Source organism: Parasaccharibacter sp. TMW 2.1884 (assembly GCF_023337695.1).
GTDB lineage: Bacteria > Pseudomonadota > Alphaproteobacteria > Acetobacterales > Acetobacteraceae > Bombella > Bombella apis.
This window is the reverse complement of the sequence record NZ_QORR01000004.1, coordinates 178,771-203,596: the sequence shown is the minus strand read 5'-3', so window position 1 is coordinate 203,596 and position 24,826 is coordinate 178,771. Positions and strand designations below refer to the sequence as shown.

The following is a 24,826-nucleotide window of genomic DNA, read 5'->3' as shown; positions in this document are numbered from 1 at the left end:
GGTCCATCTCCTGCACGGGGTGGGGAGACAGGCCGGGCTGTGCTTCGGGAACCAGAAGTGACAGGGCTTTTTAAATGTGTCAACAGATATTGCATATATAATGAAGTCATTATATATAGTCTGCATGGATCGTGCTCTTATAATCTTTCAGGCTCTTGCAGAGCCGACGCGTCTGAGAATTTTGCGCCTGCTGCGCGAAATGGAGTTGTCAGTTGGCGAACTGGCCCAGGTTCTGGGCCAGAGCCAGCCGCGGGTTTCCCGGCATGTGAAGGTGCTGGCGGAGGCCGAACTGGTGGAGCGCCGCAAGGAAGGAAGCTGGGTTTTTCTTGCCCTCGGGGACGAGAATGACCTGGAGCCCATTTTTGCAGCGTTGGACCATTGGCGGCGTTATCACGAGGAGGATGATGACGAGATGGGCCGGGCGGACCGGCAACGCCTCCAGGCCGTGCGGAATGTCCGCATGGGTGAGGCCGAGGACTGGTTTGAGGTTCATGCAGCGGAGTGGGATGCGATTCGCTCCCTGCATGTTTCGGAAGAATCTGTCGAGTCGGCCATCGTGAAACTGGTGGGTGATGGACCGCTCGGGCGTGTTGTGGATATCGGGACGGGGACAGGGCGCATGCTCGAGCTTCTGGCCCCGCAGTGTGAAAGCGCCATCGGGTTTGACCGCAGCCCCTCCATGTTGAGGTTGGCCCGGGTCAAGCTGGAAGAGAACCGGACGGCGGATGGAGAAGAGATCAAGCTGCGGCAGGGCAATTTCTATGCCCTGCCACTGGCTGCAGGCTCGGCTGATCTGACCATTCTGCATCAGGCGCTGCGTTATGCGCAGCACCCGGCCGCCGTCATTGCCGAGTCGGCCCGGATTCTCAGCCCTGGCGGGCGTCTGCTGGTGGTGGATTTTGCCCTGCATGACCGTGAGGAACTCCGCACACGGGATGCCCACATGTATCTCGGCTTCAGTGATGACCGCATGAAACAATGGTTCGAGGCGGCAGGGCTGGAAGCAGACCCCCCTGTCTCTCTCGATGGAGAATTGACGGTGAAGCTCTGGATGGGCCGCTTGCCGTTGGATCAGCAATCAAGGGTTACGTAGAACCGTATGTAAAAGGAACTGGCATCATGCCTGAGGTCTCATTTGAATTCTTCCCGGCGAAAACGGATGAAAAATCCGCAGCTCTGCTGCGTGTCGCCCAGCGGCTCACGGCTTATGAGCCCCGCTTCATGTCTGTCACCTATGGGGCAGGCGGTTCCTCACGGGAACGGACTCTGGAGACCTTGCGGCAGATGTCGGCCAGGGTATCGACTCCTCTTGCGGGGCATCTGACCTGCGTCAATGCGTCCCGGGGAGAGGTGGACGATGTGGCCAGAGCCTATTGGGACAATGGAGTGAAGCATATCGTAGCGTTGCGGGGGGATCCGCCGGTGGCAAAAGGGGCGGCGGCAACGCCCTACGTGCCACACCCGCAGGGCTACCGCTATGCAGCAGACCTCGTGGCGGGGTTGAAGAAGGTTGCTCCTTTCGAGATTTCTGTCGCAGCTTATCCGGAGACTCATCCGGAAGCGGAGTCGTCCCAGTCAGACATCGATCATCTCAAGGAGAAGTTTGATGCCGGGGCAGACAGGGCCATCACGCAGTTTTTTTTCAACCCCGAGAGTTTTCTGCGTTTTCGGGATCGTGCCGTGAAGGCAGGAATCACCAGGCCCATCGTGCCGGGCATCCTGCCCATAGGTCGGGCGTCGCAGGCATGGCGCTTTGCCCGGATGTGCGGTGCCTCCGTGCCGGAGGAACTCAAAGCCCTGTTTGAGGGGGTGGATGATCTGGCTCCGATCCGCTCCCGCCTGAGTGCCGTGGTGACAGACCGCATCTGCCAGCGTCTGAGAGATGAAGGGGTGGAGCATTTCCATTTCTACACGCTCAATCAGAGCGCACCCACGTCAACTCTCTGCACGTTGCTGGGCCGCCAGCGCTGCCATGCTCTGGTGGAGAACGTGGCCTGAGGGTGTTCCCGTATTCATGCGCTCCTTCTTCACCGGAGGGGCGCTGCAACGTGGGGGTCATGAAGGTAAAAACCCCCGGCTCTGCCATGCAGGACCGGGGGTTTTCATGGAGCATGTCTCAAGCCACCTTCAGGACAGGGTGGCTGGAAACATCATTTGGTGTCCCGCTGCTTGCTCGGGGCCAGAATCATGATCATCTGGCGATTCTCAAGGCGAGGCATCTGTTCGGCCTTGGCAATATCTTCCACGGACTCACGGATGCGATGCATCATCTTGGCACCGAGGTCCTGATGGGCCACTTCACGCCCTTTGAAGCGCAGGGAAACCTTGACCTTGTCACCTTCCTCCAGGAAGGCGCGGACGGCCTTGGCCTTGGTCTGGAAGTCGTGCTCACCCGTACCCGGGCGGACCTTCACTTCCTTGATCTCGATGACCTTCTGCTTCTTGCGGGCTTCGTTACGTTTCTTCTGCTGTTCGTACTTGAACTTGCCGTAATCGAGGATCTTCGCAACCGGGGGCTCCGCCGTCGGGCTGATTTCCAGCAGGTCCAGTCCTTCAGAAAAAGCACGGGAAAGAGCCTCACGCGTCGGCATGATGCCGATCATTTCGCCTTCGGCGTCGATAACACGTACCTGCGGCACCCGGATCTCTTCATTGACACGTGGCCCATCGCGGTTCGGGGCGGCGTGAAACGGCGGTCTAGCTATGGTCATCTCCTGTTGATGCTGTGGCCCCATCACTGATGAAAGAGCAACGGGACTCAAACTACCTGTTCAGATTCATACCCCCCGCACCGGTATGGTGCAAGGGGGCAGACGCAGGAGAGATCAGGCCGTTTTCCGGGAGGCAGCCCGCAGGATATCCGGCGGTGTGGCTTCCTCTACCAGTGCGGCGATGATCTCATCGGCAGCCATCACATTCTGTGCCTGTTCACCAAGACGGCGGACGCTGACAGTGCCTTCTTCCGCTTCCCGGCGGCCGACCACGAGCATGACCGGCACCCGGGCCAGACTGTGCTCACGCACCTTAGCGTTGATCTTCTCATTGCGGACATCCGCCTCGGCATGAAGACCGGCCTTGCGCAGACGTTCGGTGACTTCCAGCGCATAATCGGCGGCATCGGTGACGATGCTGGCTACCACAACCTGCGTCGGGGCCAGCCAGAGCGGGAACTTGCCTGCATACTGTTCGATCAGGATACCCAGGAAGCGTTCGAAGCTGCCAAGGATGGCACGGTGCAGCATGACAGGGCGGTGGCGGGCACTGTCCTCGCCGATGTAGGAGGCATCCAGCCGTTCCGGCAGGACGTAGTCCACCTGGAGTGTGCCACACTGCCAGTCACGCCCGATGGCATCGGTCAGGACAAATTCCAGTTTCGGACCATAGAAGGCCCCTTCACCGGGATTCAGCTCATACTCCACGCCGACCATTTCGCAGGCCCGCTTGAGGGCCCCCTCGGCCCGGTTCCACACCTCGTCAGACCCGGCACGGGTTTCGGGACGGTCGGAGAATTTCACACGGAAACTCTCGAAGCCGAAATCCCTGTAGACCTCGCCCAGCATGGTGACGAAACGGGCCGTTTCTTCGGCGATCTGGTCATCCGTGCAGAAAATGTGGGCGTCATCCTGCGTGAAGCCCCGCACCCGCATGATGCCATGCAGGGAGCCGGACGGTTCGTACCGGTGGCAGGCGCCGAATTCCGCCATGCGCAGTGGCAGTTCACGGTAGGAGCGCAGGCCGTGACGGAAAATCTGCACATGGCAGGGGCAGTTCATCGGCTTGAGGGCGAGGGTTTTGTCCTCATCCTCCACCGTGGCGATGAACATGTGCTCACGGTACTTGTCCCAGTGGCCGGAGGCTTCCCAGAGGGTCCGGTCCACCAGCTGCGGGGTGCGGACTTCCTGATAGTCATTCCGGTTCTGGGCACGGCGCATGTAATCCTGCACCGCCGTGTAGAGGCGCCAGCCCTTCTGGTGCCAGAAAATCTGGCCGACTGCCTCTTCCTGAATGTGGAAGAGGTCCATGTCCCGGCCGATGCGGCGATGGTCCCGCTTTTCGGCTTCCTCAAGCCGTAGGAGATAGGCCTTCAGTTCCTTCTTGTCCCGCCATGCCGTGCCGTAGATGCGGGTCAGCATGGGGTTGCGGTGGTCACCACGCCAGTAGGCCCCGGCCACCCGCATCAGCTTGAAGGCGTTGCCGACATCCGCCGTGCTGCGGAGGTGTGGCCCACGGCAGAGGTCCAGCCATTCGCCCTGACGGTAGATGGAGATTTCCTCACTTTCCGGCAGGTCCCGGATCAGCTCGGCCTTGAACTTTTCACCACGTTTCTCGAAGAAGGCAATGGCCTCGTCCCGGTCCCACACCTCACGGGTGAAGGCATCGCCCCGTGTGATGATCTCGGCCATCTTGGCCTCGATGGCTTCAAAGTCGGCTGGTGTGAAGGTTTTGTCCCGGAAGAAGTCGTAATAGAAACCATCCTTGATGCTCGGGCCGATGGTGACCTGCGTTCCCGGCCAGAGCTCCTGCACGGCCTCGGCCATGACATGGGCGGCATCGTGGCGGATCATCTCCAGCACGTCATCATCCTTGCGGGTGATGAAGCGGACGGTGCTGTCTTTGCTGATCGTGAAACCAAGGTCCACGGCTTTGCCATCAACTTCCATGGCCATGGCGGCACGGGCGAGACCCGGCCCGATGGCCTCGGCGATGGTTGTCCCGGTCACTGCCCCATCGAAGGTGCGAATGCTTCCATCGGGCAGGGTAATGGCGGGCATGGAGGAACTCCTTGGTTGTTGGTCAGAAGAGGATGCTGCCCTTGTATGAAAGGAAAGGCGCAGCAGACAGAGATGGGGGCGAAAATGGCCTTTTATGGCGCTGTCCTGCAAGCCCTAATATGCAGCCAGATGGAGAAAGGGCGGTTTTTTGCCGGTTCCTGCCAGTTTTCGGGGCAGGGTCGGCTGGTCACGTTTTGTCGATCAACCATGCCCCTGAAGCGTCAGGCGGGCCTGCATGAGGGGTCGGCCCCAGTCTTCCAGCAGTCTGAGAACCCGTTCAGGGTGCAGGGTGGAGAGGTCGGGGCAGTCCAGTACCCGGCTCTGCCCGGGCGTGATGCTGAGGGGGGCACAGCGTCTCGGGTCACTGTCGGCGGAAAAGAGGGTCAGGGTTGGGCAGTCCATCGTGGCGGCCATGTGCAGCGGGCCGGTGTCATTGCCTATGCAGAGCAGGGCACGGTGGAGCAGCCCGGCCAGAGCGGGAAGGTCCGTCCGGCCTGTCAGGTCCAGTGCCTGCGGAACCCGGGAGCAGATGATGTCTGCCAGTGGGCGGTCCGCCGTACTGCCGATGATGACGGGCTGGCAGCCCCACGTGTCGAGAGCCTGTGCCAGCGTGGCAAAATGGAGGGCAGGCCAGCGTTTCGCCGGGCGGTGTGGTGCGGCCCCGGGCACGAGCACGGCATAGGGGGCGGGCAGGTATGGGCCTCGGTTCTTGAGAAATTCCGGGACGGTACGGGGCAGGGAAGGGAGTCCAGCCGCCCGGAGCTGATCGGCCTGCCGCACGAGCGTGTGCATCTGGCGGGCCTGTGGATTGAGATGGGGCAGGCTGGCCCGCCTGTTCTGGCCGGACCAAACAGTGCCGGGGCGGACAAGATGGAAATAGCGGGCTGTCCGGCCGGAATTCTGGAGGTCAAACACCATGTCCATCTGTCGCAGGATGTGGCGGATTTTCAGCCAGTGGCGCAGATTGGTGAAGGGAGGCCGGTCATCCGTGGCGATGGCATCGAACCACGGGCAGCACGAGGCCAGATCATGATAGGGACTGGCTGTCAGGAGAGTGACATGGTCGTGGGGGAAAGCATGACGGATGGAGGCAAAGGCTCCAAACGCCTGAAAGAGATCTCCCAGAGCACCATGACGGATGATCAGTATCTTCTGCGGCATGAGGCTCCGGGTGATCGTTCCGGGAATCAGTCCTTCTTTTCGGGAGGCTGACCCGTTGAGGAAGCGTTGGAGACGATGACCATGGCTGGCTTCAGCAGGCGGTCTTTCAGCATCCATGTTGGCGTCCATGCCTGCACGACATGGTTGGGCGGAAGGTGGTCGACTTCCTGCTCCTGCATGGCCTGATGCAGGTTGGCATCAAACGGTCCGTGTGTCGGGTCCAGTCTGGTGATGCCATTCCGTTCCAGAATGGAGAGGAAGGAGCGCTCTGTCCCTTCGAATCCTTCCCGCAGGCGGGTGATCAGGGCATCCTCGCCCTCTTCATGCGGGGGCAGGGCGGACAGGCCACGGTGCAGGTTCTCGGCGGCTTCGACGACATCACGGGCGAATTTCTGAACGGCGTAATGGCGGGTGTCTTCAATCTCGCGCTTGTGGCGGGCACGGAGATTCTGGTTGTCCGCTTCGGAGCGCTTCCAGCGGTCTTCCATCTCAGCCAGTTTCTCTTCAAGGGCGGCAATGCGCTCCTCGGCAGTGCCGGTCCCGGCCTGTTCTTCCGTAGCGTGAGCCTCATGCGCCTCGGCCTGGGATGCCGTGTTGTGCGGCTGGGCTTCGTGCTGTGTGGTATCGGTCTGTGGCATGTCGGTATGAGAAGTCTGTTCTGTCATATCGTGACCCTGTTTCCGTCTTCGTGAGCACATTTCCTGCGGACTCGACTCACTATGCCCTTTCGGGTTTTCGTGATTGCAGTGGCAGGATGCGCTCCTTTCGTGCCTCTAGGAGATAGTGTCCCATGCGGCAAAAGCAAGGGGGGAGGTAGTGCTGGGGAAGGGTGGCGCTGAATTTTGGATGGCAGCGTAAAAAAACACAATTTACATAATGGGCTAGCGGAATTACCGGGATTCAATGTATAATGTTGTCAGAATAGTGGCATGTGTTGGCAGTCGTCTTCCTGTTAATATTTGCTGTAAACAGTCTTAACTTTGTGTTGAGATTTTTTTGTTGCTTGTTATGTTGCAAGGCACAGGAGTTTGCATGAAGAAGACCACTTTCCCTCCCGTGGTTCCGTCTCACACGGAAGAGAAACATGGTTCCAAGGCCCAGCAGGTTCCGGTCATTGCCCTGGTGGATGATGACCGGAACATTCTGACATCTGTTCAGATGACGCTGGAGGCCGAGGGTTTCACGGTTCATGTCTATACGGATGGGGAAAGTGCCCTGCAGGGTATCCTGTCCCGCTCGACATCCCTGGCGGTGCTGGATGTCAAGATGCCCCGCATGGACGGGATGGAGCTTCTGCGTCGGCTGCGCATGCGTTCGAGCAGCCTGCCTGTCATTTTCCTGACCTCCAAGGATGAAGAGATGGACCAGCTCATGGGGCTGCGCCTGGGGGCGGATGATTATATTACCAAGCCTTTTTCTGTTCGCCTGCTGGTGGAGCGGATCCGTGCCCTGCTGCGTCGGCATGAGGTCAGTCAGGCGGAAATCACGGGGGAGGCTGGGGCAAGCAGCAGCATCCTGGTCCGCGGTGCGCTGGCGCTGGATGAAGCCCGGCACCAGTGCCTCTGGAATGGTCAGGAGGTGGCGCTGACAGTTACCGAGTTTCTGCTCGTCAAGGCACTTGTCGTGCGTCCGGGGCTGGTGAAATCCCGCGACCAGCTGATTGATGCGGCTTATGGGGACAGCATTTATGTTGATGACCGTACGATCGACAGTCACATCAAACGGGTCCGCAAGAAGTTCCGTCGGGTGGATGAATGTTTCAATCATATCGAGACCCTTTACGGTGTCGGGTACCGCTATCGGGAGTGAGGTGATCCTATGGCCTGCCCTGGAGAGATCATGTCTGTCGGCACTGGCAGGGTTCTGTCATGATTACCGGGCATGACGAGCTGATAAGCCCCCTGCGGAGCACCTGGGAATATCTGCGTGCCGTGCGGCTGCGGCGCTGGGTTTCGCCGCTGACGAGCCGGCTTCTGCTGGTCAATTTTCTGCCGCTGCTGTTCATGGGGGGGCTGCTTCTTTCCATCAATGAGGTACGCAACACGCTGCTGAATGACAGTGTGGATAGCCTGCGGGAGCAGGCCCGCATTTATGCCTCTGTTCTTCAGCAGGCGCAGAAGGTCGATCCTGAAAGCGGGGAGGTCGAGCTGGATACGAAGGTGGCCCACCTTTTTCTGGATGACATGATCCGTTTCAGCCGCAATGCGCAGGTCCGGCTTTATGCGCCCAACGGGTCCTTGCTGACAGAAAGCGCCAGGGGCGGCGTCCTGACGGCATCCGGCACCCGCTGGCAGCCGAATGTCAATGTGGTTGACCGTATTTATGGCTGGGTCCTGTCCCTGATTCCTCTCAGGACCAGAGAGGGGGATGTCCCTCTGGACAATTCGACGACATCACAGAATTTCGGGCAGGATACGGGTGAGGATGTCCATCTCAGTGCCCGGGAGGACCTGCCACCCTATATTCGGCAGACTGCCCAGCATGAGCTGGTCATGACCGTTGTGGCGCCCGTCGTGGTGAATGGGGAGACGGTCGGCGTCCTTCAGCTGACCCGTCACAATGCGGATATCGACCGGGCCATCATCAAGGTGCGATGGGTCATCGTCATCATGATGCTGATGAGCATGGGAGCTGCCGTCCTGCTGTCGTGGTATTTTGCGATGACACTGTCCCGGCCCTTGCGTCGCCTTGTCGTGCGGTCGCGGGAGATGCGTGAGCCCGGGCAGGGGCGGGTGGATGGTCTGCCCTATGCTCTGCTCAGCCGCCGGGATGAGATTGGTGAACTCGCCCGGACCCTGCGGGAGAGTGCACTGGCCCTGTGGGCCAGAATGGATGATGTGGAACGTTTTGCATCGGAAGTCAGCCATGAGCTGAAGAATCCGCTGTCTTCCATCCGCTCGGCTCTGGATACCCTGCCCCGCATTGCGGATGTTCAGGCCCGGGACCGGCTGCTTGGTATCCTCGGGCGGGATGTCCAGCGGCTGGAGCGGCTGATAGCGGACATTTCCTTTGCCAGCCGGGTTGAGGGAGAGCTCAAGCGGGGCGGGCGTGTGGTGGTTGATGTCGTGGCGCTGCTGGAGCTGTTTGTCGAGGTGAACCAGGCCACTCGCAAGGAGCATGCTGCCAGGCTGGTGCTGTCCATTCCGGAAGGGGAAGAACCCCTCAATGTGATGGTCGGGCGGGATGGGCTTGTCCAGGTCCTGCATAATCTGATCGGCAATGCGAAGTCCTTTTCCCCGCCGGATGGTATCATCCGGCTTGCTGTCCGTGTCATGAAGGGGCTGCCGAAGCTGGCCGAAGATGGCACCATCTACCCCGGTGGCCCGACCATAGAGATTGCCGTGGAGGATGACGGGCCTGGCATACCGCCTGCAAAGCTGGACAGCATATTTGAGCGCTTTTACTCGGAACGTCCCCCCGGGGAGAATTTCGGGAAGCATTCCGGCCTGGGGCTGGCCATCAGCCGGCAGATCATTCTGGCCTTCGAGGGAACCCTGCACGCAGAGAACCGGGAAGAGCTGGATCCGGAAACCCAGCAGAGCTGCATCTGTGGGGCCCGCTTTGTCATCCGTCTGCCCCGCTTTACGGCTGCGGCACTTCCGCCTGTTCCGGAGTAGGCAGGCGGGGGTCTGTTTCTTGTGGGTTGGAGACTGTGATATGCTCCACTGCGCTGGCAGTTCCGCCAGCGTGATGCAGGGAAACAGGTCATGGGTATGAGGATGCAGGGCCGGTCTTCACGGGGTATTGTTCTGGTGACGGGTCTTTCCGGCGCCGGGAAGGCCTCCATCCTTCATATGCTGGAAGACCTTGATTACGAGGTGGTGGACAATCCGCCGCTGGACCTGTTTGAGGCGCTGATTACCCGGACAGGGTCCCGTCTGGCCATCGGGGTGGACGTGCGCAGCCGGGGGTTTGATGCCCATCGGATCGTGGATTTTCTGACACTGGCCCGTCGTGAACCAGACTGCTCGGCTCAGCTGGTTTTTGCCACGGCGGATTATGATGTCCTGCTGCGCCGGTTCACCGCCACAAGGCGGCGCCATCCTCTCGCCGGGGAAGGTGGCCTGCGCCCTGCGCTGGAGCAGGAGGCCGGACTGCTGGAACCGCTGCGGGCCGTGGCTGATTTCGTGATAGATACCAGTGACCTGCCCCTGCCGGACTTGCGCCAGATGATCGAGGCCCGTTTCAGTGCCGGGGTTGGGACCATGCTGTCCGTGGCACTCATGTCTTTTGCCTATCCGGCAGGTCTGCCGCGGGAGGCAGATATCGTGCTGGATGCCCGTTTCCTGAGAAATCCGCATTATGATGAGGAGCTGCGGCCCCATACGGGGCTGGAGGCCAGCGTGGCGGAGTATGTGAAGGCGGATCCGTTCTACCAGCCTTTTTACAGCCATGTATTGGGGCTGGTGCAGACCGTGTTGCCCCGTTTTGCGCAGGAAGGGAAAAAATACGTCACCATTGCTGTTGGCTGTAGCGGGGGGCGGCATCGTTCCGTCACGGTCGTGGAGGCGTTGGCACAGGACTTGGCAGCCGACCCGATGATCGGGGAGCTTCGGGCCCCGGTGATGGTGCTGCATCGGGAGCTGGCCCGCAACGGACTGGCCTCATGCCGCTGGGCCGTGCCACCATTGGATGGTACGGCATGAAGGCGGCGCATGGGAAGCCGGACAGGATGGAGGAACCGGGCGGGCCGGCGTTCAGCCGGGATGTCATGGCCCGGCTGGAAGAGGCCACTTGCTGGTGCCGACATCACGGGCAGAAACTGACCCCGGTCCGCCGCCTGGTTCTGGGACTTGTTCTTTCGGAAACCAGACCGCTGGGCGCTTACGATATTCTTTCCCTTTTGCGGGCCTATCAGCCAAGGGCCGTGCCGCCGACCGTCTATCGGGCTCTGGATTTTCTGCTGGAGCAGGGGCTGATCCACCGGATAGAGCGCCTGAGCGCCTTTGTGGGCTGTCATCACCGGCTGGACTGTGAAGAACATTGCACGTCCCATGGTGCGTGGGGTGCCCATAGGGCCCAGTTCCTGATCTGTCGGAGCTGTGGTCAGGTGCAGGAGCTGGAGCAGGATGTTGTGGCGGCGGTGCTGTTGCAGTCTGCCCGGGGGCAGGGGTTTCGGGCTGAGGCCGCCACGGTGGAGATTGAGGGAGTCTGTGCCCGTTGCGCCGGAGAAAGGAAGGTAAGGGAAAATTAAGGCCTGCCCTGTTTTCCTGCCATGCAGACATATGGTTTGTCTTTCTGAAAGATCAGGTAGATCAGGGAGTTATGCGACCTCTCAGAACTGTGATCCTCTGGTCAGTCATGGTGCGTAGGTTAAATTGTTTTTTATGATATGGAAGATTCTCTTCAGGGAGTTTTCCCTCCAGTAATAAAGGTCCGATTGTTATGAACGGGACAGCTGAATCTCCACGGTCTGCTGTGGATCCCGCTGCCAGGCGGAGAGTGCTTTTCATCTGCATTCTTGCCTCTTTGGCGGGGCTGATGTGCGGTATGGACATCGGGGTAATTTCCGGTGTGCTGAGGCCGTTTGGTATCGAGTTCCATGCCTCCACCGTGGCGCTGGAGTGGATTGTTGGGGGTATGCTTGTCGGCGCCACGATTGGCGCCCTGACAGGGGGACAGCTGACCCAGCGTCTGGGCCGCAAATACACGCTGACGACCGCTGCGGCTTTCTTCTCCATAGGGGCGGCTGGCTGTGCGGCTTCCCAGTCCATCACCATGATGATCATCTGCCGTGTGCTGGTGGGCATGGGCATGGGCCTTTCCGACTTCTGCACGCCACTTTATCTTTCCGAGGTAGCCCGGACGGAACAGCGTGGTGCCATGGTCTCGCTGTACCAGCTGCTCAAGACGATCGGTATTTTCCTGGCCTTCTTCTCCAACAGCTGGTTCGCCCCCTCCGGTGCATGGCGCTCCATGATGGTGGTAGAGGCCGTGCCGGCTGTCGTGTTTCTGGTGATTTTCCTCTGCCTGCCGCAGAGCCCACGCTGGCTGATGCTCAAGGGCCGTGAGGAAGAGGCTCTGGAGACGATGACAAAGCTGCGTGATGCGCCGTCCCAGGCCCGGCAGGAGCTGAAGGCCATTGGCGAGCAGTTGCAGACCAAGGAAGAGGGCTGGAAGCTGCTGCGGACCAACAGCAACTACCGCCGTTCCCTCGGACTGGGCATGTTGCTGATGGTCATGCAGCAGTTCGCTGGCATCAACATCATCATGTACTACGCCCCGCGTATTCTGGAGACAGCCCATTTCAGCCTTGAGGCCCAGATGTGGTGTACGGCGCTGATCGGCCTTGTGAACGTGCTGATGACATTTGTGGCCGTTGGTTATTCCGACCGCTGGGGCCGCAAGCCGATCCTCTATGCCGGGTATGCCAGCATGGCAGCCAGCATGGCCATTCTTGCCTTCCTGCTGTGGTACGGGACGACGACCCTTGCTCTTCAGCTTCTGGCTCTTGGCATGATCATCATCTTCGTGGGTGGGTTCGCCATGTCCGCCGGGCCGCTCATGTGGGTCATCTGCTCGGAGATCCAGCCTGCCGCAGGGCGCAGCCTTGGTATCTCCATCTCTACCGGGACAAACATGCTGAGCAACCTTCTTATCGGCACGACATTCCTCAGTGTGCTGGAGCTGATTGGCGGCCCCAATACTTTCTGGCTGTTTGCCGGATTCAACGCCATCTGTGTCGTGTTACTTTATCTCTTCGTTCCAGAAACAAAGGATGTTTCGCTGGAAACTATTGAGAAGCGCCTCATGAGTGGTGTAAAATTGCGTGATCTTGGTAGTTGATTGAAGATCAGCCCTGTTCATGCACTGCCGGGCAGGAGGGACAGTCCGTCTCTTCTGCCCGGTTTCGTGTCTGGCTGGTGGGGCTGGTCTGCATCAGGGAGGTTGCGCCCTTTACATGGTAGATGAAGTTGATCCCCGTTCTGTATCCCCAGGGACAGGCGATGATGACGATGCGTCATTTTTCGATCCCACGAAATTCAAGATTCTTGTCATTGGTGGTGTTGCGGCCCTTGCGGGGCTGATGTCTGGTATTGATATCGGCGTGGTTTCCGGTGCGCTGGATCTGTTTTCCCGGGAGTTTCATCCTTCCACACTGGCGCTCTCATGGGTTGTCAGTGCCATGATGGCCGGTGCGGCCCTTGGCTCGGTGAGTGCCAGCAAGCTGGCCCAGAAGGTCGGGCGCAAGCGGGCGTTGATCTGCGGGGCCGCAGTGTTCGTGATTGGGGCACTGGGCTGCTTCCTGAGCTGGTCTGTCGCCTCCATGATCTCCTTCCGGGTTGTGATGGGCTATGCCATCGGGCTGTCCGCCTTTACGGCGCCGCTCTATCTTTCTGAAATTGCCAGTGAAGATACCCGTGGTGCGATGATCTCCACCTACCAGCTCATGCTGACGATCGGCATATTCGTGGCTTTTCTGGCTGATGCCTATTTTTCCTATCGTGGCAGCTGGCGGAGCATGTTTGCTTTTGCAGCCTTCCCGGCAACGCTGTTTCTTATCGGGGTTCTGTTCCTGCCTTACAGTCCGCACTGGCTGGTGATGAAAGGCCGCCACAAGGAGGCGCGGAGAATCCTGCTGGACCTGCGGGATGACCCGCTGGAGGCCGCCAAGGAGATTCAGGCCATCCGCCAGCAGCTGGAAACGAAACAGGAAGGGTGGGCACTGCTGAAGCGCAACAGCAATTTCCGTCGTTCCGTGCTGCTGGGTATTGGCCTTCAGGCCATGCAGCAGCTGGCGGGCATCAATATCGTCATGTTTTATGCTCCGAAGATTCTGCAGGCTGCCCATTTTGATACACATGCGCAGGTCTGGTGTACGGCCATCATCGGGCTGGTGAACATGCTGGCCACGTTCGTGGCGGTTGGTCTGGTGGACCGCTGGGGCCGCAAGCCCATTCTTTATGTCGGTTTTGCCGTCATGGCGCTGACAATGGGGGCTCTTGCAGCCCTGTTGCATGAGGGTATGGCGGAGCAGGCTTCCCAGATGATCGCCGTGTTCGTGCTGATGGTTTTCTGCGCCGGTCATGCCATGTCGGCGGGGCCGCTCATGTGGGTGCTGTGTGCAGAGATCCAGCCCATTCAGGGGCGCAATTTCGGCATGTCCGCTTCTACCCTGATGAACTGGCTGGCCAATATGGGCGTGAGTGTCAGCTTTCTGCCGCTGATGGAGGCCTTTGGGGCCTCTGGCACGTTCTGGCTTCTGGCCGTTCTGAACTTCATTTTCATTGGTCTGACATATCTGTACGTGCCGGAGACCAAAGGCATGTCTCTGGCCAAGATTGAAGAACGGCTGATGAGTGGTGTGAAGCTGCGCAAACTTGGGCGCTGAGCCATGGCGGTCAGCCTGTCTGGCACGAAGAGAAAAAAGGCTCACCAGAGGACTGGTGAGCCTTTTTCAATGAAGGGAATGGGCCTGCTCCCCTGTTCTTACAGGATGAAGGGGGCCAGGGCGCCCAGATGGCTGTGCAGTTCCCTGTATTGTGGCGCCTGTAAATGGAGGGCCAGAAGAGGGAGAAGCCATACGGTGGTTTCCCGGTCGATGGCTGTCAGGGTGGAAATGGTGTCCAGCGTGAAGGTTGGAGCGCCCAGAGCCATCTCCAGCAGGTTGAAGGGCGACAGGCTCAACCAGGAGGCCCCTGAGGGTGTGGTCTCCTGAGGAATGGTGATGAAACATTCCCAAAGGCTGACGGCCTGCCTGTCAGGCGCCATTGGTTCCGTGGGAGGAGAGCAGAGAAAACGTTTCTGGCCCCCATGCTGCCTCAGGGCAATGGCGGTCTGTTCGATGACAGGCAGGATGTCGTAGCGGGGCAGGCCGGTGAGGCGGCCATCATGCAGGATGAAGAAGTCCCGTATCCTGTCCTTTTCATCCAGGCCGAACAGAAAGGCGGCTTCGGGATGGATCAGGCTCTGGATCAGGAAAAGCTGGAACTCACCCCCCTGCTGCTCGGCACTGCCAAGGTCCTGGAGCAGATCATTGACGAGACCGGGATGGCGGGCATCCTTCGGATGCAGGGAAAAGACCCGGAAGCCAGCCGGATTCTGCCGGGTTGAGGGGGGAGTCAGGCCGGGGATGGGAGGGTGCTGACGTCGCATCTCTTCCAGCACGGTCATGGCCCCTGCCGTGATGACCGGCCTGACCCAGCGCAGAACGTCCGACGTCTTTTCACGGGGGACCGTGTCTTCAATGTCGTTCCATTGGGCCAGCTGGTGGTCTGAAAGGGTGAGCTGGAGGTCTTTGCGGTTGAGGACCCGTTTGACGAACTGTTCCAGACTGCGCCGCTGGAAATGCATCAGGCTGGCAACAGCCCAGTCAGGATACCCTACCGTAATGCCGGGTACGGCAGACCAGGCAACAGGCGCACCGGATGAGGTGACATAACGCCCTTCAGCCAGCGCAAAATAATGGACATTGACCCATTTGCCTTTCTTCCAGCAATGAGGGCGGATGAAGCTCTTTACATGCCGGTTGATGGCCTCTCCCGCCGTGCTGTGGCGGCTGAAACTGTGGAAAGGCGGCAGGCTGGGTGTCGTGATGTGGTTGTCATGGCCATAAACCTGCCAGTGCAGGGCTACTGCACCGGCATCGGCAGGCAATGATTCCAGAAATTCCGGCAGGGTTTCGTGGGCGTACAGCCTGACATATTCGTCCGTATCCAGGAAACCCACCCAGTCGTAAGACTGTTCATCCATGGCAATGGCCGACAGGGCATCGAGATAGACCTGTCTCTGGCGCTCTGCATGGTCCTGGCTGGACAGGTCAAGGCTGTGCTCACGGATATGGAAAAGGCGCACATCCCAGTGCAGGCTGGCAGCCGTGATGAGATCCCTCGTGCCATCATCTGAATCATCATCAAACAGGATGAAACTGTCCACACCGAGGAGGGCATGCCAAGCCAGCCAGTACAGTATGTCGTGTGCTTCGTTTTTGACGATGCCGACCAGAGCAGTCTTCATGGTGCTACGTGGCCCCTGCGTTACGGTGATTCAGCGCCGGAGAGAGGCGAGGGTGCGGATACCGGAGCGGCTCATCTCGTGCAGCAGCTCCTGCTTCAGCCGGGTGAGGACGGCGGGCCCTTCGTAGATGAAGGCCGTGTAGACCTGTACGAGGTCCGCCCCCATTTTCAGACGCTCGAGAATGTCTTTTCCGGTTTCGATGCCGCCGGAAGAAACGAGGCAGAGGCGGCCATTGTTCAGGTCGCTCACGAGCTGGAGCACATGGCGGGCCCGTTCGGCCAGTGGCGCACCGGAGAGGCCTCCGGCCTCCTCACGGTGAGGGTCCGTCAGGCTGGCGGGACGGGCCAGCGTGGTGTTGGTGAGAATGAGACCATCAGCGCCACCGTCCAGTGCCGTCTGGAGGATGGGGCCATAGGCGTCATCTTCAAGATCAGGGGCAAGCTTCACCAGCAAAGGGGGGCGGTCGGGATGGGCGGTCTGTATGGCATCCAGCAGGCGGGCCAGCATGTCGGTAGCCTGAAGGTCCCGCAGGCCGGGGGTGTTGGGGGAGGAGAGGTTGATGGTGATATAATCGGCGTAGGATTTCGTCCGGCCTACCAGGGCGGGGTAGTCCACAAGCGGGTCTGCCCCTGTCTTGTTGATGCCCAGATTGATTCCCAGCGGAACACCGGCGGCTTTTACGGTGCCATTCCCGTCCGGGCGGAAAAGGGGTGTCAGGTTCTGGCAGAACCGGTCAATCCCACAGCTGTTGAAGCCCATGCGGTTGATGATGGCGTGGTCATCGACCAGACGGAACAGGCGGGGCCGGGGATTGCCCGGCTGGGGCCGGGGTGTGACCGTGCCGGTCTCCACAAAGCCGAAGCCGAGTCTGGCCAGCCCCCGCACGGCCCGGGCATTCTTGTCGAACCCTGCTGCAAGGCCGATCGGGTTGGGGAAGGAAAGCCCCAGAGCTTCCGTCCGGAGGGCCGAATGATCGGGTTTGCCGCGACCGGCGAGGCCGTGGGCAATGCTGTGGATGGCAAGCTCATGTGCAGTTTCAGGGTTGAGACGGCGCAGAAGCCACGTGGCTGTTTTTCCGATATCGAGCATTCACTCTTCCCTTACTGACAGTTAAGAACCTTTCAGAACGCATGGTCGTTCTTGTCAAGACAATTTGCGGTATTGATGACTGTTGTGTGGCTTTGCAGAGAGGGAGTTGCGCCATGTCGATGAAACGGGAGCCGGAGCCATGAGCTGGGATGACCTGTACCTGGAAACCTGCTGCCGTTCGGCCCTGCACCGGCTTGTGCTGAGCGGTGAAACGGGCCGCCCGGTCGGCCCCCCGCCGGAAGGGCGGATGCCCGATTTCCGGGCCTCTCTCAAGGACCGGTCCTGCCTACTGCGGCTGGCTGGCATGGGGCTGGCCCGGCAGAGGGATGACGGACGTTTTGAGGTCACACCGGCTGGGGAACAGCGTCATGACCGGGAGATTCTTTCCATGAGGCGGGCCCGGCGGCGCAGGCAGGGGTGAGGCAGCCGCCATTTGCGCTTTGAAGGCCGTAACTGTAGAATCCCGCCCCGGTCTGCTCCACGAAAACCTGACAGGTATCCCGTATCCATGCCAATGCCGATTCCTCTGCCGCCCATCACTCTGGGGACGGGCTGCGTGATTGATGACCCTGTCATCCTCGCTCCCATGTCCGGCGTCACGGACCTGCCGTTTCGCAGGCTGACCAGAGAGCTGGGGGCGGGGCTTGTCATTTCGGAGATGATCGCCTCATGGGCGATGGTGCGAGAGAATGAACGGACCCTGAGCATGGCCCGCAGCGCCGGGGGTGGTGGTGTCAATGCCGTACAGCTGGCGGGGTGTGACCCGCAGGCCATGGGAGAGGCAGCGAAGATCGCCGTGGCGGGTGGTGCGGATGTCGTGGACATCAATTTCGGCTGTCCGGTCAAGAAGGTGGCCATCGGCCAGATGGCCGGATCGTCCCTCATGCGGGATGAAGCTCTCGCCGCCCGCCTGCTGGAGGCGACAGTGAAGGCGGTGGATGTCCCCGTGACGCTGAAGATGCGGATGGGGTGGGACCATGAGCATCTCAATGCTCCTGCCCTGGCCCGTATTGCCGAGGATGTCGGCATCCGCATGATCACGGTGCACGGTCGGACCCGCCAGATGTTCTACAATGGCCGGGCGGACTGGAAGTTTGTCCGCAGGGTCAAGGAGGCGGTGAGGCTTCCGGTGATCGTCAATGGTGACATCGTGAGCATGGCCTCGGCCCGTCAGGCCCTGGCGGATTCGGGGGCGGACGGCATCATGGTGGGGCGGGGCTGCTATGGGCGGCCCTGGTTCCTCGCCCAGCTGACCCAGTCCCTGCGGAGCGGCGTGGACGTGCCAGACCCCGATCTCGCAACGGAGAAAGAGATTGTCCTGAAACATTATCACATGATGATGGACCATTTTGGGGAGCGACCGGGCCTGCGCCTCGCCCGCAAGCATGTCTCCTGGTATTCCGCCGGTCTTCCGGGGTCGGCGGCATTCCGGGCGGAGGTGAACCGGCTGGATTCCGCTCCTGCTGTCATTGCTCTGCTGGAGCGGTTCTATGATGACGCCATCGCGGCTGGTATCGTGCGTGATCGGGAAGGGGCTCTTGCCCGGCATGTGGCGTGATGGGTGAGCCGACGGCCCGGGCAGTCCGTGCGCTGCGCCCGTTGTTCCTGCATGGTGCCAGCTCGCAGGAGCGTCTGGACGTGGCCCAGAGGATTCACGCCCACAGTTCCTGTGCAGGCGGAGCTTTTGTCGTTGCGGGGCTGACGGCTGTTCCCCGTGCCCTGCGGGAGGAGCGGCTGTTTGGTACGGCAGGCAATGGCTGGCTGGAGCAGGCCCGTGGCGGCACGCTTCTTCTGGATGAGCTGGATTGCCTGTGCCCGACACTCCAGAAGCGTTTTGCGGCTGTTCTGGCCCACAGGCCGCCGGCACGGCGGGAGGAGGCCGTGCGTATCGTGGTGGCCAGCCGGCATGACCAGGCGACCCTGTTGCGTCACGGAGGGCTGGAGGATGGCCTGCGGCACTGGCTGGCTTCCCTGCCGATGGAGCAGTGCCTCGGGCCGGAACGTCTGCGGGCCGTGCGGGCTCTTTCCGGTGACCGGAGCGGGGGGCTGGCAGCGATGTTCGAGCCGGTCATGCGCAGTTATGTACGGGCAGGGCTGGAGGCGGGCAGCTGCAACCTGCATGGCAGCGTGGTGGGAGCAGTGGAACGTCCCCTCATCACCATGGCCCTTCAGCATACGGGTGGGAATCAGCTCCGTGCCGCTGCTCTGCTGGGGTTGAACCGCAACACCCTGCGCAAGCGCATCAGGGAACTTCATATCGTTGTCCCCCGGCCCGGAGCGAAGCCGGGGGACCGTTGAGCAGGAAAGATACCGTGATGATCAGACGTCTTGCCAGCAGGATGCGGGCCTCTCTCGGGCGTCTGACCAGCCCTGATGGCGTGGTGGTGCTGACGGTCGTGGCGCTGGTCCTCACGTTCGTGACATTCATCGTCCTTGCGGGTGGTGTTTCACTGGCCCGGGTACCACGGGCGCAGGCCCTGCTTTTCCTGCTGGATTTCATCACGCTCATGCTCATCGGTGCTGCCGGGGTACGGCAGATCGGCCGGATGCTGGCCGCACGGCGCATGGGGCAGGCCGGGGCCCGGCTGCACAGCCAGCTTGTCATGCTGTTTGGCGTGGTGGCCGTGGCGCCTACACTGATGGTCGGTGCCCTTTCGGCCCTGTTCTTCCATTATGGTGTGGAGATCTGGTTTTCAAACCGGGTCAACACGGCCCTGAGCGAGGCCCGTTCCGTAGCGGCAGGATATCTGCGGGAGCATAATGAGAATACGAGGACAGAGGCCTTTGCCCTGGCCAACACGCTTCTGACAGTCCAGAACGATGAGATGTTCGCCCACGGGACGGACCTGTTCCACGACCAGCCACGCCTTCAGGCCCTGCTGGAAGATGAGGTGACGGAACGGGGACTGAATGATGCGATCATTTTCAATCCGATCACCTACAAGATCATCGCTACGGGGGGGCTCATGGCCATCCGGGCGGGGGACCCGGAAAAGGAGCTGCCGCCCCGGTCTGTGGCGGCCATGGCCAGAACAGGAGAAGTCGTGCTTCTGGACCAGCCAGAGGCGCAGCTGGTGCGGGGGGTTGTCTCGCTGGGGGGCAATTCTGGTCTCATGCTGGTCATTACCCGGCCAGTGGACCCGGACATCCTCCACCATATGACACGGACAGACACGCTGGTGCAGGATTATCAGCGGATGCTCAACAACCGTGGCAAGACCCAGCTGACACTCATCGTGATTCTGGCGTTGATGGGCCTGCTGGTGCTGGCGGTGGGAATGCTCAGCGGTCTGTCCCAGGCCAACAGGATCACCCGGCCCCTCAGCCTTCTGATCCGGGCAGCCCGTCGCATTTCCCGGGGGGATCTGACGGCACGGGTCCCTGTGGAAAGCCGTGGCCTTCGTGAGGATGAGCTGGTGGCCCTCTCCCGTGCCTTCAACCTGATGGCCAGCCAGTTGGCCAGCCAGCGTTCTGAGCTGATGCAGGCTTATGACCAGATTGACGAACGGCGGCGTTTCACGGAGACCGTTCTCGCTGGTGTGTCTGCCGGTGTGATCGGGCTGGACCATGACCAGACTGTCGAACTTCCCAATCGGGCTGCCTCCTCCATTCTTCAGCGGGACCTGGAACAGGCCAAGGGGTGCCCTCTGGTCGATCATGTGCCCGAATTCGCCACTCTGCTTCAGGCTGTGAAAGAGCATCCCGAGAAGGAGCATGGGGCTGAAATCCAGATCGATACTGAAAGTGCCCGGGCGCCGGGTGGGCCGGGAGGCGGGGGTGGTGCCGGAGCCGGACGAACCCTGCTCGTCTCTGCCGTGGCGGAGCAGAACGGGCATGAAGGCCGGGGGGGATATGTTGTCACCTTTGATGACATCACCCTCCTTCAGGTAGCCCAGCGCAAGGCCGCCTGGGCCGATGTGGCCCGTCGCATCGCCCATGAAATCAAGAATCCACTGACCCCCATCCAGTTGGCGGCTGAGAGGCTGAGACGGCGTTTTTACAGGGAGATTACCAGCGATCCGGAAATCTACGATCAGCTCATCAGCACGATCGTGCGGCAGGTAGGGGATATCGGGCGCATGGTGGATGAGTTCTCATCCTTTGCCCGTATGCCCCAGCCAGAGATGGCCGAGCATGACCTTGTCCGCCTGTGTCGTGAGGCGCTGTTCCTCCAGCAGAATGCCCATCCGGAGATAGCGTATCGGCTGGATGTCCCGGCTGGTGGGCCGGTCATGGTGCGGTGTGACCATCGCCTGATTGGTCAATCTCTTATCAACCTGCTACAGAATGCAGCAGATGCCATCCTGATGACAGGGCGGCGCCTGGGGGTGGACCAGCCCGTGCTGGGCTGGATTGTCCTCCGCTTGACGCTTGAGGATGAAGCGGCAATCATTGGTGTGGCTGATAACGGCGTGGGGCTGCCCGCTGGGGAGCATCAGCGTCTGACAGAGCCTTACGTGACCCACAAGGAGAAGGGGACCGGGCTGGGGCTGGCCATTGTTCACCGGGCGATGGAGGCCCATAAGGGGCGGCTGCACCTGCGGTCCCTGACAGAGGAAGAGCGCCGGGTGCTTGCCGGTACCGGAGATGTGGGAACGGCTGGCACCCTGGTGGCACTCATCTTCCCGCTGGTGGGCAGGGGGCTTGCAGCAGAGGGCGTGAGCAAAGCATGAAGGTATCCCATGGAGCATGAAATTCTGATCGTTGATGACGAGCCGGATATCCGCCTCCTGCTTGCCGGGATTCTGGAGGATGATGGCTACGTGACCTGTGGAGCTGCGGAGGCTGATGAGGCCATCCGGGTTTTCCGGGAGAATCGGCCCTCGCTGGTGATACTGGACATCTGGCTCCAGAACTCTCGTCTGGACGGCATGGCCCTGCTGCGTCTGTTCCGGGAGGAGCAGCCGGATGTGCCTGTCATCATGATTTCCGGGCACGGAACGATCGAGACGGCCGTCTCCAGCCTGCATCAGGGGGCTTATGATTTTCTGGAGAAGCCCTTCCAGTCGGACCGTCTTCTGGTCATTGTCCGTCGGGCGCTGGAGGCAGCCCGGCTGCGCAAGGAAAATGCCGAGCTGCGCCTGAGAGCCGGAGAGCAGAGCACGCTCATGGGCAACAGTGCGCTTGTCAATGCGCTGCGGGGGCAGATCAACCGTGTGGCCCCTACCAATTCCCGTGTTCTTATCACCGGCCCTGCCGGTGCGGGCAAGGAGGTGGTGGCCCGGCTCATCCACGCTGAATCCAAAAGGGCGGAGGGCCCTTTCGTGGTGCTGAACTGTGCCGCTTTGGCCCCGGAGCATCTGGAGGAAGAACTTTTCGGGGTTGAGGGAGCCGGTGACAGGCCGGGCCGTCCGGGCCTGCTGGAGCGTGCCCATCGGGGCACCCTGCTGTTGGATGAAGTGGCCGACATGCCGCTGGAGACACAGGGCAAGATCGTGCGGGCGCTTCAGGTCAATACGTTCGAGCGTCTGGGTGGCAATCACAGCGTGAAGGTGGATGTCCGGGTGCTGGCGACCACCAGCCGGGACCTTCAGGCTGAAATTGTCCGGCGCCGTTTCCGGGAGGACCTGTATTATCGGCTGGCCGTCGTGCCCCTTCAGGTTCCGGCTCTTTCGGAGCGACCAGAAGATATTCCGGTCATGGCGCAGCATTTTCTGGAACGTTGTGCCCGGTCTTCCGGCCTGCCGGTCCGGACACTTGCCGTGGATGCTCTGGCCTGTCTCCAGACTTACGAATGGCCGGGGAATGTGCGTGAGCTGCGGAACCTGATGGAACGGATGCTCATTCTGGCCCCCGGTGGGGATGGTGACACCCCGCACGTCATACGGGCAGACATGCTGCCAGAGGCAGTCCGGGAGGGGGCTCCTTCCATGACCTGCCTGACAGCTGGTGCTGATGTGATGAGCCTGCCTTTGCGGGAGGCTCGGGACCAGTTCGAGACACAGTATCTGCAGGTCCAGCTGATGCGTTTTGGTGGCAATATCAGCCGGACGGCCAATTTTGTCTGCATGGAGCGGAGCGCACTGCACCGCAAACTCAAGCAGCTTGGTGTAACACAGGAAGATCGGTCTGCTGCCCCGTCCGAACGTGACGGGCAGGGTGGGAAATGATGAAGGAATCCATGTCAGAACAGAGAACAGGCGACGTGCAGGAGCAGTTTCTGGCCCATGTGCAGCAGCGGGAAGAACCGGTGACGGTTTTTCTGGTCAATGGTGTCAAGCTTCAGGGGGTCATCACACGGTTTGATGGTCGCAGTGTGCTGCTCCGCCGGGACGGGCATGTGCAGCTCGTCTACAAACATGCGATCAGCACCATCATGCCCGTGGCGGCTCTTTCGGACCTGCCCTGACTGGTGCCTCTCTTCCGGGGGGTGCTTGTGTCTGGCAGGGCTCCCTCCCATATGAGGCGGGCCTGAAGAAGGCCGATACAGGATTTTGAAGACAGGATGTTCCGGATTTGAGACGTCAGCCCAAGGAAACCGCCCGCAAGCCCACCCTCGCCGCCGTCATTCTCCCTGCGGAGAAGCAGGCCTTCGCTGAAGGCCGAGCCGCAGAAGCCCGGCTGGAGGAGGCGGTGGGGCTCGCGGCCTCCATTGGGTTGGAGATCGTCCATACGGCCATTTATCCGCTGCGGACGAAGCGCCCGGCGACCCTCCTCGGTGCGGGGCAGCTGGAGGAGCTGACAGAGGTCGTCAAGGCGGAGTCCGTGGGCGTGGTGGTGGTCGATGCCCGTCTTTCGCCCGCCCAGCAGCGCAACCTGGAAAAAGAGATGGGCTGCAAGGTGGTGGACCGGACCGGCCTGATTCTGGATATTTTCGGAGCCAGAGCTGCGACACGGGAGGGTGTGTTGCAGGTGGAGCTGGCGCATCTGGAATATCAGCGGTCCCGTCTTGTCCGGCTCTGGACGCATCTTGAGCGGCAGCGTGGGGGGTTCGGCTTCCTTGGTGGCCCGGGTGAAACGCAGATCGAGGCGGACAGGCGGATGCTGGATGAACGTCTGGTCAAGCTGCGGAAGGAGCTGGAGCAGGTCCGTCGGACTCGTGGTCTGCACCGCCATGCCCGCCGCAAGGTTCCGTTCCCGGTCGTGGCTCTGGTGGGGTATACCAATGCGGGAAAGTCCACCCTGTTCAATCGGATCACCGGGGCGGGTGTCCACGCACAGGACCAGCTCTTCGCCACGTTGGACCCGACCATGCGGAACCTGACCCTGCCTTCAGGCCGCCGGGTCATCCTGTCCGACACGGTGGGATTCATCAGCGACCTGCCGACCGAGCTGATCGCCGCCTTCCGGGCGACGCTGGAAGAGGTGGCGGAGGCAGACATCATCCTGCATGTGCGTGATGTCGCCCATCCGGACAGTGCCTCCCAGCGGGAGGACGTGCTGTCCGTTCTGGGTGACATGACAGCCGACGGGATGTTGGATGAGGCGTGGCCGGAACGGACGATCGAGGTGCTGAACAAGGCCGATCTTCTGGGCGGTACGGAAGCCGTGCCCCGCCGTGAGGGCAGCGTGGCCGTGTCCGCCCTGACGGGGGAAGGGCTGCCGGACCTCATGGAGGCTCTGGATGCCTTCATGACACGGTCCATGAAGCAGTTTTCGGTGCAGGTTCCTGTTACGGATGGTGCCGCATTGGCATGGCTGCATGAGCATGGGGAGGTGATGGAACGGCTGGATGATGAGGAGAGACTGCATCTCCGGGTCCGTCTGTTCCCGGCGGATCAGCAGCGTTTTGTCCGGCAGTTTCCAGCCTTGCCCCTCATGCCGGAACAGGAGGGCTGATCATGAAAAACCCCGGCGAGGTCATCCTGCCGGGGTTTTCCATATCCGGAGGCCGAGGTCGGGCCTCC

The 24,826-nt window shown here is 60.9% G+C and carries 21 protein-coding genes; 15 read left to right on the top strand and 6 right to left on the bottom strand.

Annotation, left to right across the window (positions count from 1 at the left end; translation table 11 throughout):
- Window positions 1–100: 100 nt before the first annotated feature.
- A complete protein-coding gene (locus DTI93_RS07675; protein ID WP_227449691.1) occupies window positions 101–1,093 on the top strand; it encodes a metalloregulator ArsR/SmtB family transcription factor in 993 nt (330 codons plus the stop codon).
- 26 nt (window positions 1,094–1,119) lie between these two features.
- Complete coding sequence (metF, locus tag DTI93_RS07670; protein WP_086442185.1) at window positions 1,120–1,998, top strand: methylenetetrahydrofolate reductase [NAD(P)H]; 879 nt, start codon at window positions 1,120–1,122, stop codon at window positions 1,996–1,998.
- Window positions 1,999–2,150: 152 nt separating this feature from the next.
- Here metF and infC read toward each other — a convergent pair whose 3' ends face one another.
- The 4 genes from infC to DTI93_RS07650 all read right to left on the bottom strand — a co-directional run bounded on the left by infC (window position 2,151) and on the right by DTI93_RS07650 (window position 6,598).
- Complete coding sequence (gene infC / locus DTI93_RS07665) at window positions 2,151–2,711, bottom strand: translation initiation factor IF-3 (protein ID WP_249080168.1); 561 nt, start codon at window positions 2,709–2,711, stop codon at window positions 2,151–2,153.
- Window positions 2,712–2,825: 114 nt separating this feature from the next.
- Window positions 2,826–4,772, bottom strand: coding sequence for a threonine--tRNA ligase (gene thrS, locus DTI93_RS07660; RefSeq protein WP_249080167.1), 1,947 nt, complete (start codon window positions 4,770–4,772; stop codon window positions 2,826–2,828).
- A 201-nt stretch (window positions 4,773–4,973) separates the two neighbouring features.
- On the bottom strand, window positions 4,974–5,933 hold the full coding sequence (locus tag DTI93_RS07655) for a glycosyltransferase family 9 protein (protein ID WP_249080165.1): 960 nt from the start codon (window positions 5,931–5,933) through the stop codon (window positions 4,974–4,976).
- Between the two features lie 26 nt (window positions 5,934–5,959).
- Window positions 5,960–6,598, bottom strand: a complete 639-nt coding sequence (locus DTI93_RS07650) for a nucleotide exchange factor GrpE (RefSeq protein ID WP_052348887.1) — start codon at window positions 6,596–6,598, stop codon at window positions 5,960–5,962.
- A 367-nt stretch (window positions 6,599–6,965) separates the two neighbouring features.
- Here DTI93_RS07650 and DTI93_RS07645 point away from each other — a divergent pair, with 367 nt between their 5' ends.
- From DTI93_RS07645 to DTI93_RS07620, 6 genes are all read left to right on the top strand, one after another.
- A complete protein-coding gene (locus tag DTI93_RS07645; RefSeq protein ID WP_081562832.1) occupies window positions 6,966–7,742 on the top strand; it encodes a response regulator transcription factor in 777 nt (258 codons plus the stop codon).
- 59 nt (window positions 7,743–7,801) lie between these two features.
- Window positions 7,802–9,550 (top strand): sensor histidine kinase, encoded by a 1,749-nt coding sequence (locus DTI93_RS07640; protein ID WP_249080162.1) that lies wholly within the window; start codon window positions 7,802–7,804, stop codon window positions 9,548–9,550.
- A gap of 96 nt (window positions 9,551–9,646) precedes the next feature.
- Window positions 9,647–10,579 carry an RNase adapter RapZ gene (gene rapZ, locus DTI93_RS07635; protein WP_373364573.1) on the top strand — a complete coding sequence of 311 codons (933 nt, stop codon included), beginning with the start codon at window positions 9,647–9,649 and terminating at the stop codon, window positions 10,577–10,579.
- Window positions 10,580–10,605: 26 nt separating this feature from the next.
- Complete coding sequence (locus DTI93_RS07630) at window positions 10,606–11,127, top strand: Fur family transcriptional regulator (RefSeq protein ID WP_043558441.1); 522 nt, start codon at window positions 10,606–10,608, stop codon at window positions 11,125–11,127.
- Between the two features lie 191 nt (window positions 11,128–11,318).
- Window positions 11,319–12,719 (top strand): sugar porter family MFS transporter, encoded by a 1,401-nt coding sequence (locus DTI93_RS07625; RefSeq protein ID WP_052348889.1) that lies wholly within the window; start codon window positions 11,319–11,321, stop codon window positions 12,717–12,719.
- A gap of 115 nt (window positions 12,720–12,834) precedes the next feature.
- Window positions 12,835–14,265: a sugar porter family MFS transporter gene (locus tag DTI93_RS07620; RefSeq protein ID WP_043557999.1), complete on the top strand. Its 1,431-nt coding sequence runs from the start codon at window positions 12,835–12,837 to the stop codon at window positions 14,263–14,265.
- A 98-nt stretch (window positions 14,266–14,363) separates the two neighbouring features.
- Here the strand turns inward: DTI93_RS07620 and DTI93_RS07615 are convergent, their stop codons facing one another.
- A complete protein-coding gene (locus DTI93_RS07615; RefSeq protein WP_043558002.1) occupies window positions 14,364–15,890 on the bottom strand; it encodes a glycosyltransferase family 2 protein in 1,527 nt (508 codons plus the stop codon).
- 30 nt (window positions 15,891–15,920) lie between these two features.
- Window positions 15,921–16,979 (bottom strand): quinone-dependent dihydroorotate dehydrogenase, encoded by a 1,059-nt coding sequence (locus DTI93_RS07610; protein ID WP_043558005.1) that lies wholly within the window; start codon window positions 16,977–16,979, stop codon window positions 15,921–15,923.
- 139 nt (window positions 16,980–17,118) lie between these two features.
- On the opposite strand from DTI93_RS07610, the gene DTI93_RS07605 reads away from it, so the two are divergent.
- From DTI93_RS07605 to hflX, 7 genes are all read left to right on the top strand, one after another.
- Complete coding sequence (locus DTI93_RS07605) at window positions 17,119–17,400, top strand: hypothetical protein (protein ID WP_249080160.1); 282 nt, start codon at window positions 17,119–17,121, stop codon at window positions 17,398–17,400.
- Window positions 17,401–17,487: 87 nt separating this feature from the next.
- Complete coding sequence (gene dusB / locus DTI93_RS07600) at window positions 17,488–18,537, top strand: tRNA dihydrouridine synthase DusB (RefSeq protein WP_249080158.1); 1,050 nt, start codon at window positions 17,488–17,490, stop codon at window positions 18,535–18,537.
- The gene (locus DTI93_RS07595) at window positions 18,537–19,277 is read left to right on the top strand and encodes a helix-turn-helix domain-containing protein (RefSeq protein ID WP_043558012.1); all 741 of its coding nucleotides are present in this window, start codon (window positions 18,537–18,539) and stop codon (window positions 19,275–19,277) included. Before dusB ends, DTI93_RS07595 begins: the two co-directional genes overlap by 1 nt.
- Before the next feature lie 17 nt (window positions 19,278–19,294).
- On the top strand, window positions 19,295–21,652 hold the full coding sequence (locus DTI93_RS07590; RefSeq protein ID WP_249080198.1) for an ATP-binding protein: 2,358 nt from the start codon (window positions 19,295–19,297) through the stop codon (window positions 21,650–21,652).
- 9 nt (window positions 21,653–21,661) lie between these two features.
- Entirely contained in the window at window positions 21,662–23,089 is a 1,428-nt protein-coding gene (locus tag DTI93_RS07585) for a sigma-54 dependent transcriptional regulator (RefSeq protein WP_248630674.1), read from the top strand.
- 11 nt (window positions 23,090–23,100) lie between these two features.
- A complete protein-coding gene (hfq, locus tag DTI93_RS07580; protein WP_081563414.1) occupies window positions 23,101–23,328 on the top strand; it encodes an RNA chaperone Hfq in 228 nt (75 codons plus the stop codon).
- Window positions 23,329–23,435: 107 nt separating this feature from the next.
- Complete coding sequence (hflX, locus tag DTI93_RS07575; RefSeq protein ID WP_249080155.1) at window positions 23,436–24,758, top strand: GTPase HflX; 1,323 nt, start codon at window positions 23,436–23,438, stop codon at window positions 24,756–24,758.
- Window positions 24,759–24,826 lie beyond the last annotated feature (68 nt).

Bases quoted from the DNA above. Each gene is read 5' to 3' on its own strand.
- DTI93_RS07640 (WP_249080162.1), top strand. From the start codon at position 7,802: ATGATTACCGGGCATGACGAGCTGATAAGCCCCCTGCGGAGCACCTGG.
- metF (WP_086442185.1), top strand. From the start codon at position 1,120: ATGCCTGAGGTCTCATTTGAATTCTTCCCGGCGAAAACGGATGAAAAA.
- DTI93_RS07585 (WP_248630674.1), top strand. From the start codon at position 21,662: ATGGAGCATGAAATTCTGATCGTTGATGACGAGCCGGATATCCGCCTC.
- rapZ (WP_373364573.1), top strand. From the start codon at position 9,647: ATGAGGATGCAGGGCCGGTCTTCACGGGGTATTGTTCTGGTGACGGGT.
- dusB (WP_249080158.1), top strand. From the start codon at position 17,488: ATGCCAATGCCGATTCCTCTGCCGCCCATCACTCTGGGGACGGGCTGC.
- DTI93_RS07675 (WP_227449691.1), top strand. From the start codon at position 101: ATGAAGTCATTATATATAGTCTGCATGGATCGTGCTCTTATAATCTTT.
- DTI93_RS07650 (WP_052348887.1), bottom strand. From the start codon at position 6,598: ATGACAGAACAGACTTCTCATACCGACATGCCACAGACCGATACCACA.
- DTI93_RS07590 (WP_249080198.1), top strand. From the start codon at position 19,295: ATGATCAGACGTCTTGCCAGCAGGATGCGGGCCTCTCTCGGGCGTCTG.
- thrS (WP_249080167.1), bottom strand. From the start codon at position 4,772: ATGCCCGCCATTACCCTGCCCGATGGAAGCATTCGCACCTTCGATGGG.
- DTI93_RS07655 (WP_249080165.1), bottom strand. From the start codon at position 5,933: ATGCCGCAGAAGATACTGATCATCCGTCATGGTGCTCTGGGAGATCTC.
- DTI93_RS07605 (WP_249080160.1), top strand. From the start codon at position 17,119: ATGAGCTGGGATGACCTGTACCTGGAAACCTGCTGCCGTTCGGCCCTG.
- DTI93_RS07595 (WP_043558012.1), top strand. From the start codon at position 18,537: ATGGGTGAGCCGACGGCCCGGGCAGTCCGTGCGCTGCGCCCGTTGTTC.
- hfq (WP_081563414.1), top strand. From the start codon at position 23,101: ATGTCAGAACAGAGAACAGGCGACGTGCAGGAGCAGTTTCTGGCCCAT.
- DTI93_RS07630 (WP_043558441.1), top strand. From the start codon at position 10,606: ATGGAGGAACCGGGCGGGCCGGCGTTCAGCCGGGATGTCATGGCCCGG.
- DTI93_RS07645 (WP_081562832.1), top strand. From the start codon at position 6,966: ATGAAGAAGACCACTTTCCCTCCCGTGGTTCCGTCTCACACGGAAGAG.
- DTI93_RS07610 (WP_043558005.1), bottom strand. From the start codon at position 16,979: ATGCTCGATATCGGAAAAACAGCCACGTGGCTTCTGCGCCGTCTCAAC.
- DTI93_RS07620 (WP_043557999.1), top strand. From the start codon at position 12,835: ATGGTAGATGAAGTTGATCCCCGTTCTGTATCCCCAGGGACAGGCGAT.
- DTI93_RS07625 (WP_052348889.1), top strand. From the start codon at position 11,319: ATGAACGGGACAGCTGAATCTCCACGGTCTGCTGTGGATCCCGCTGCC.
- DTI93_RS07615 (WP_043558002.1), bottom strand. From the start codon at position 15,890: ATGAAGACTGCTCTGGTCGGCATCGTCAAAAACGAAGCACACGACATA.
- infC (WP_249080168.1), bottom strand. From the start codon at position 2,711: ATGACCATAGCTAGACCGCCGTTTCACGCCGCCCCGAACCGCGATGGG.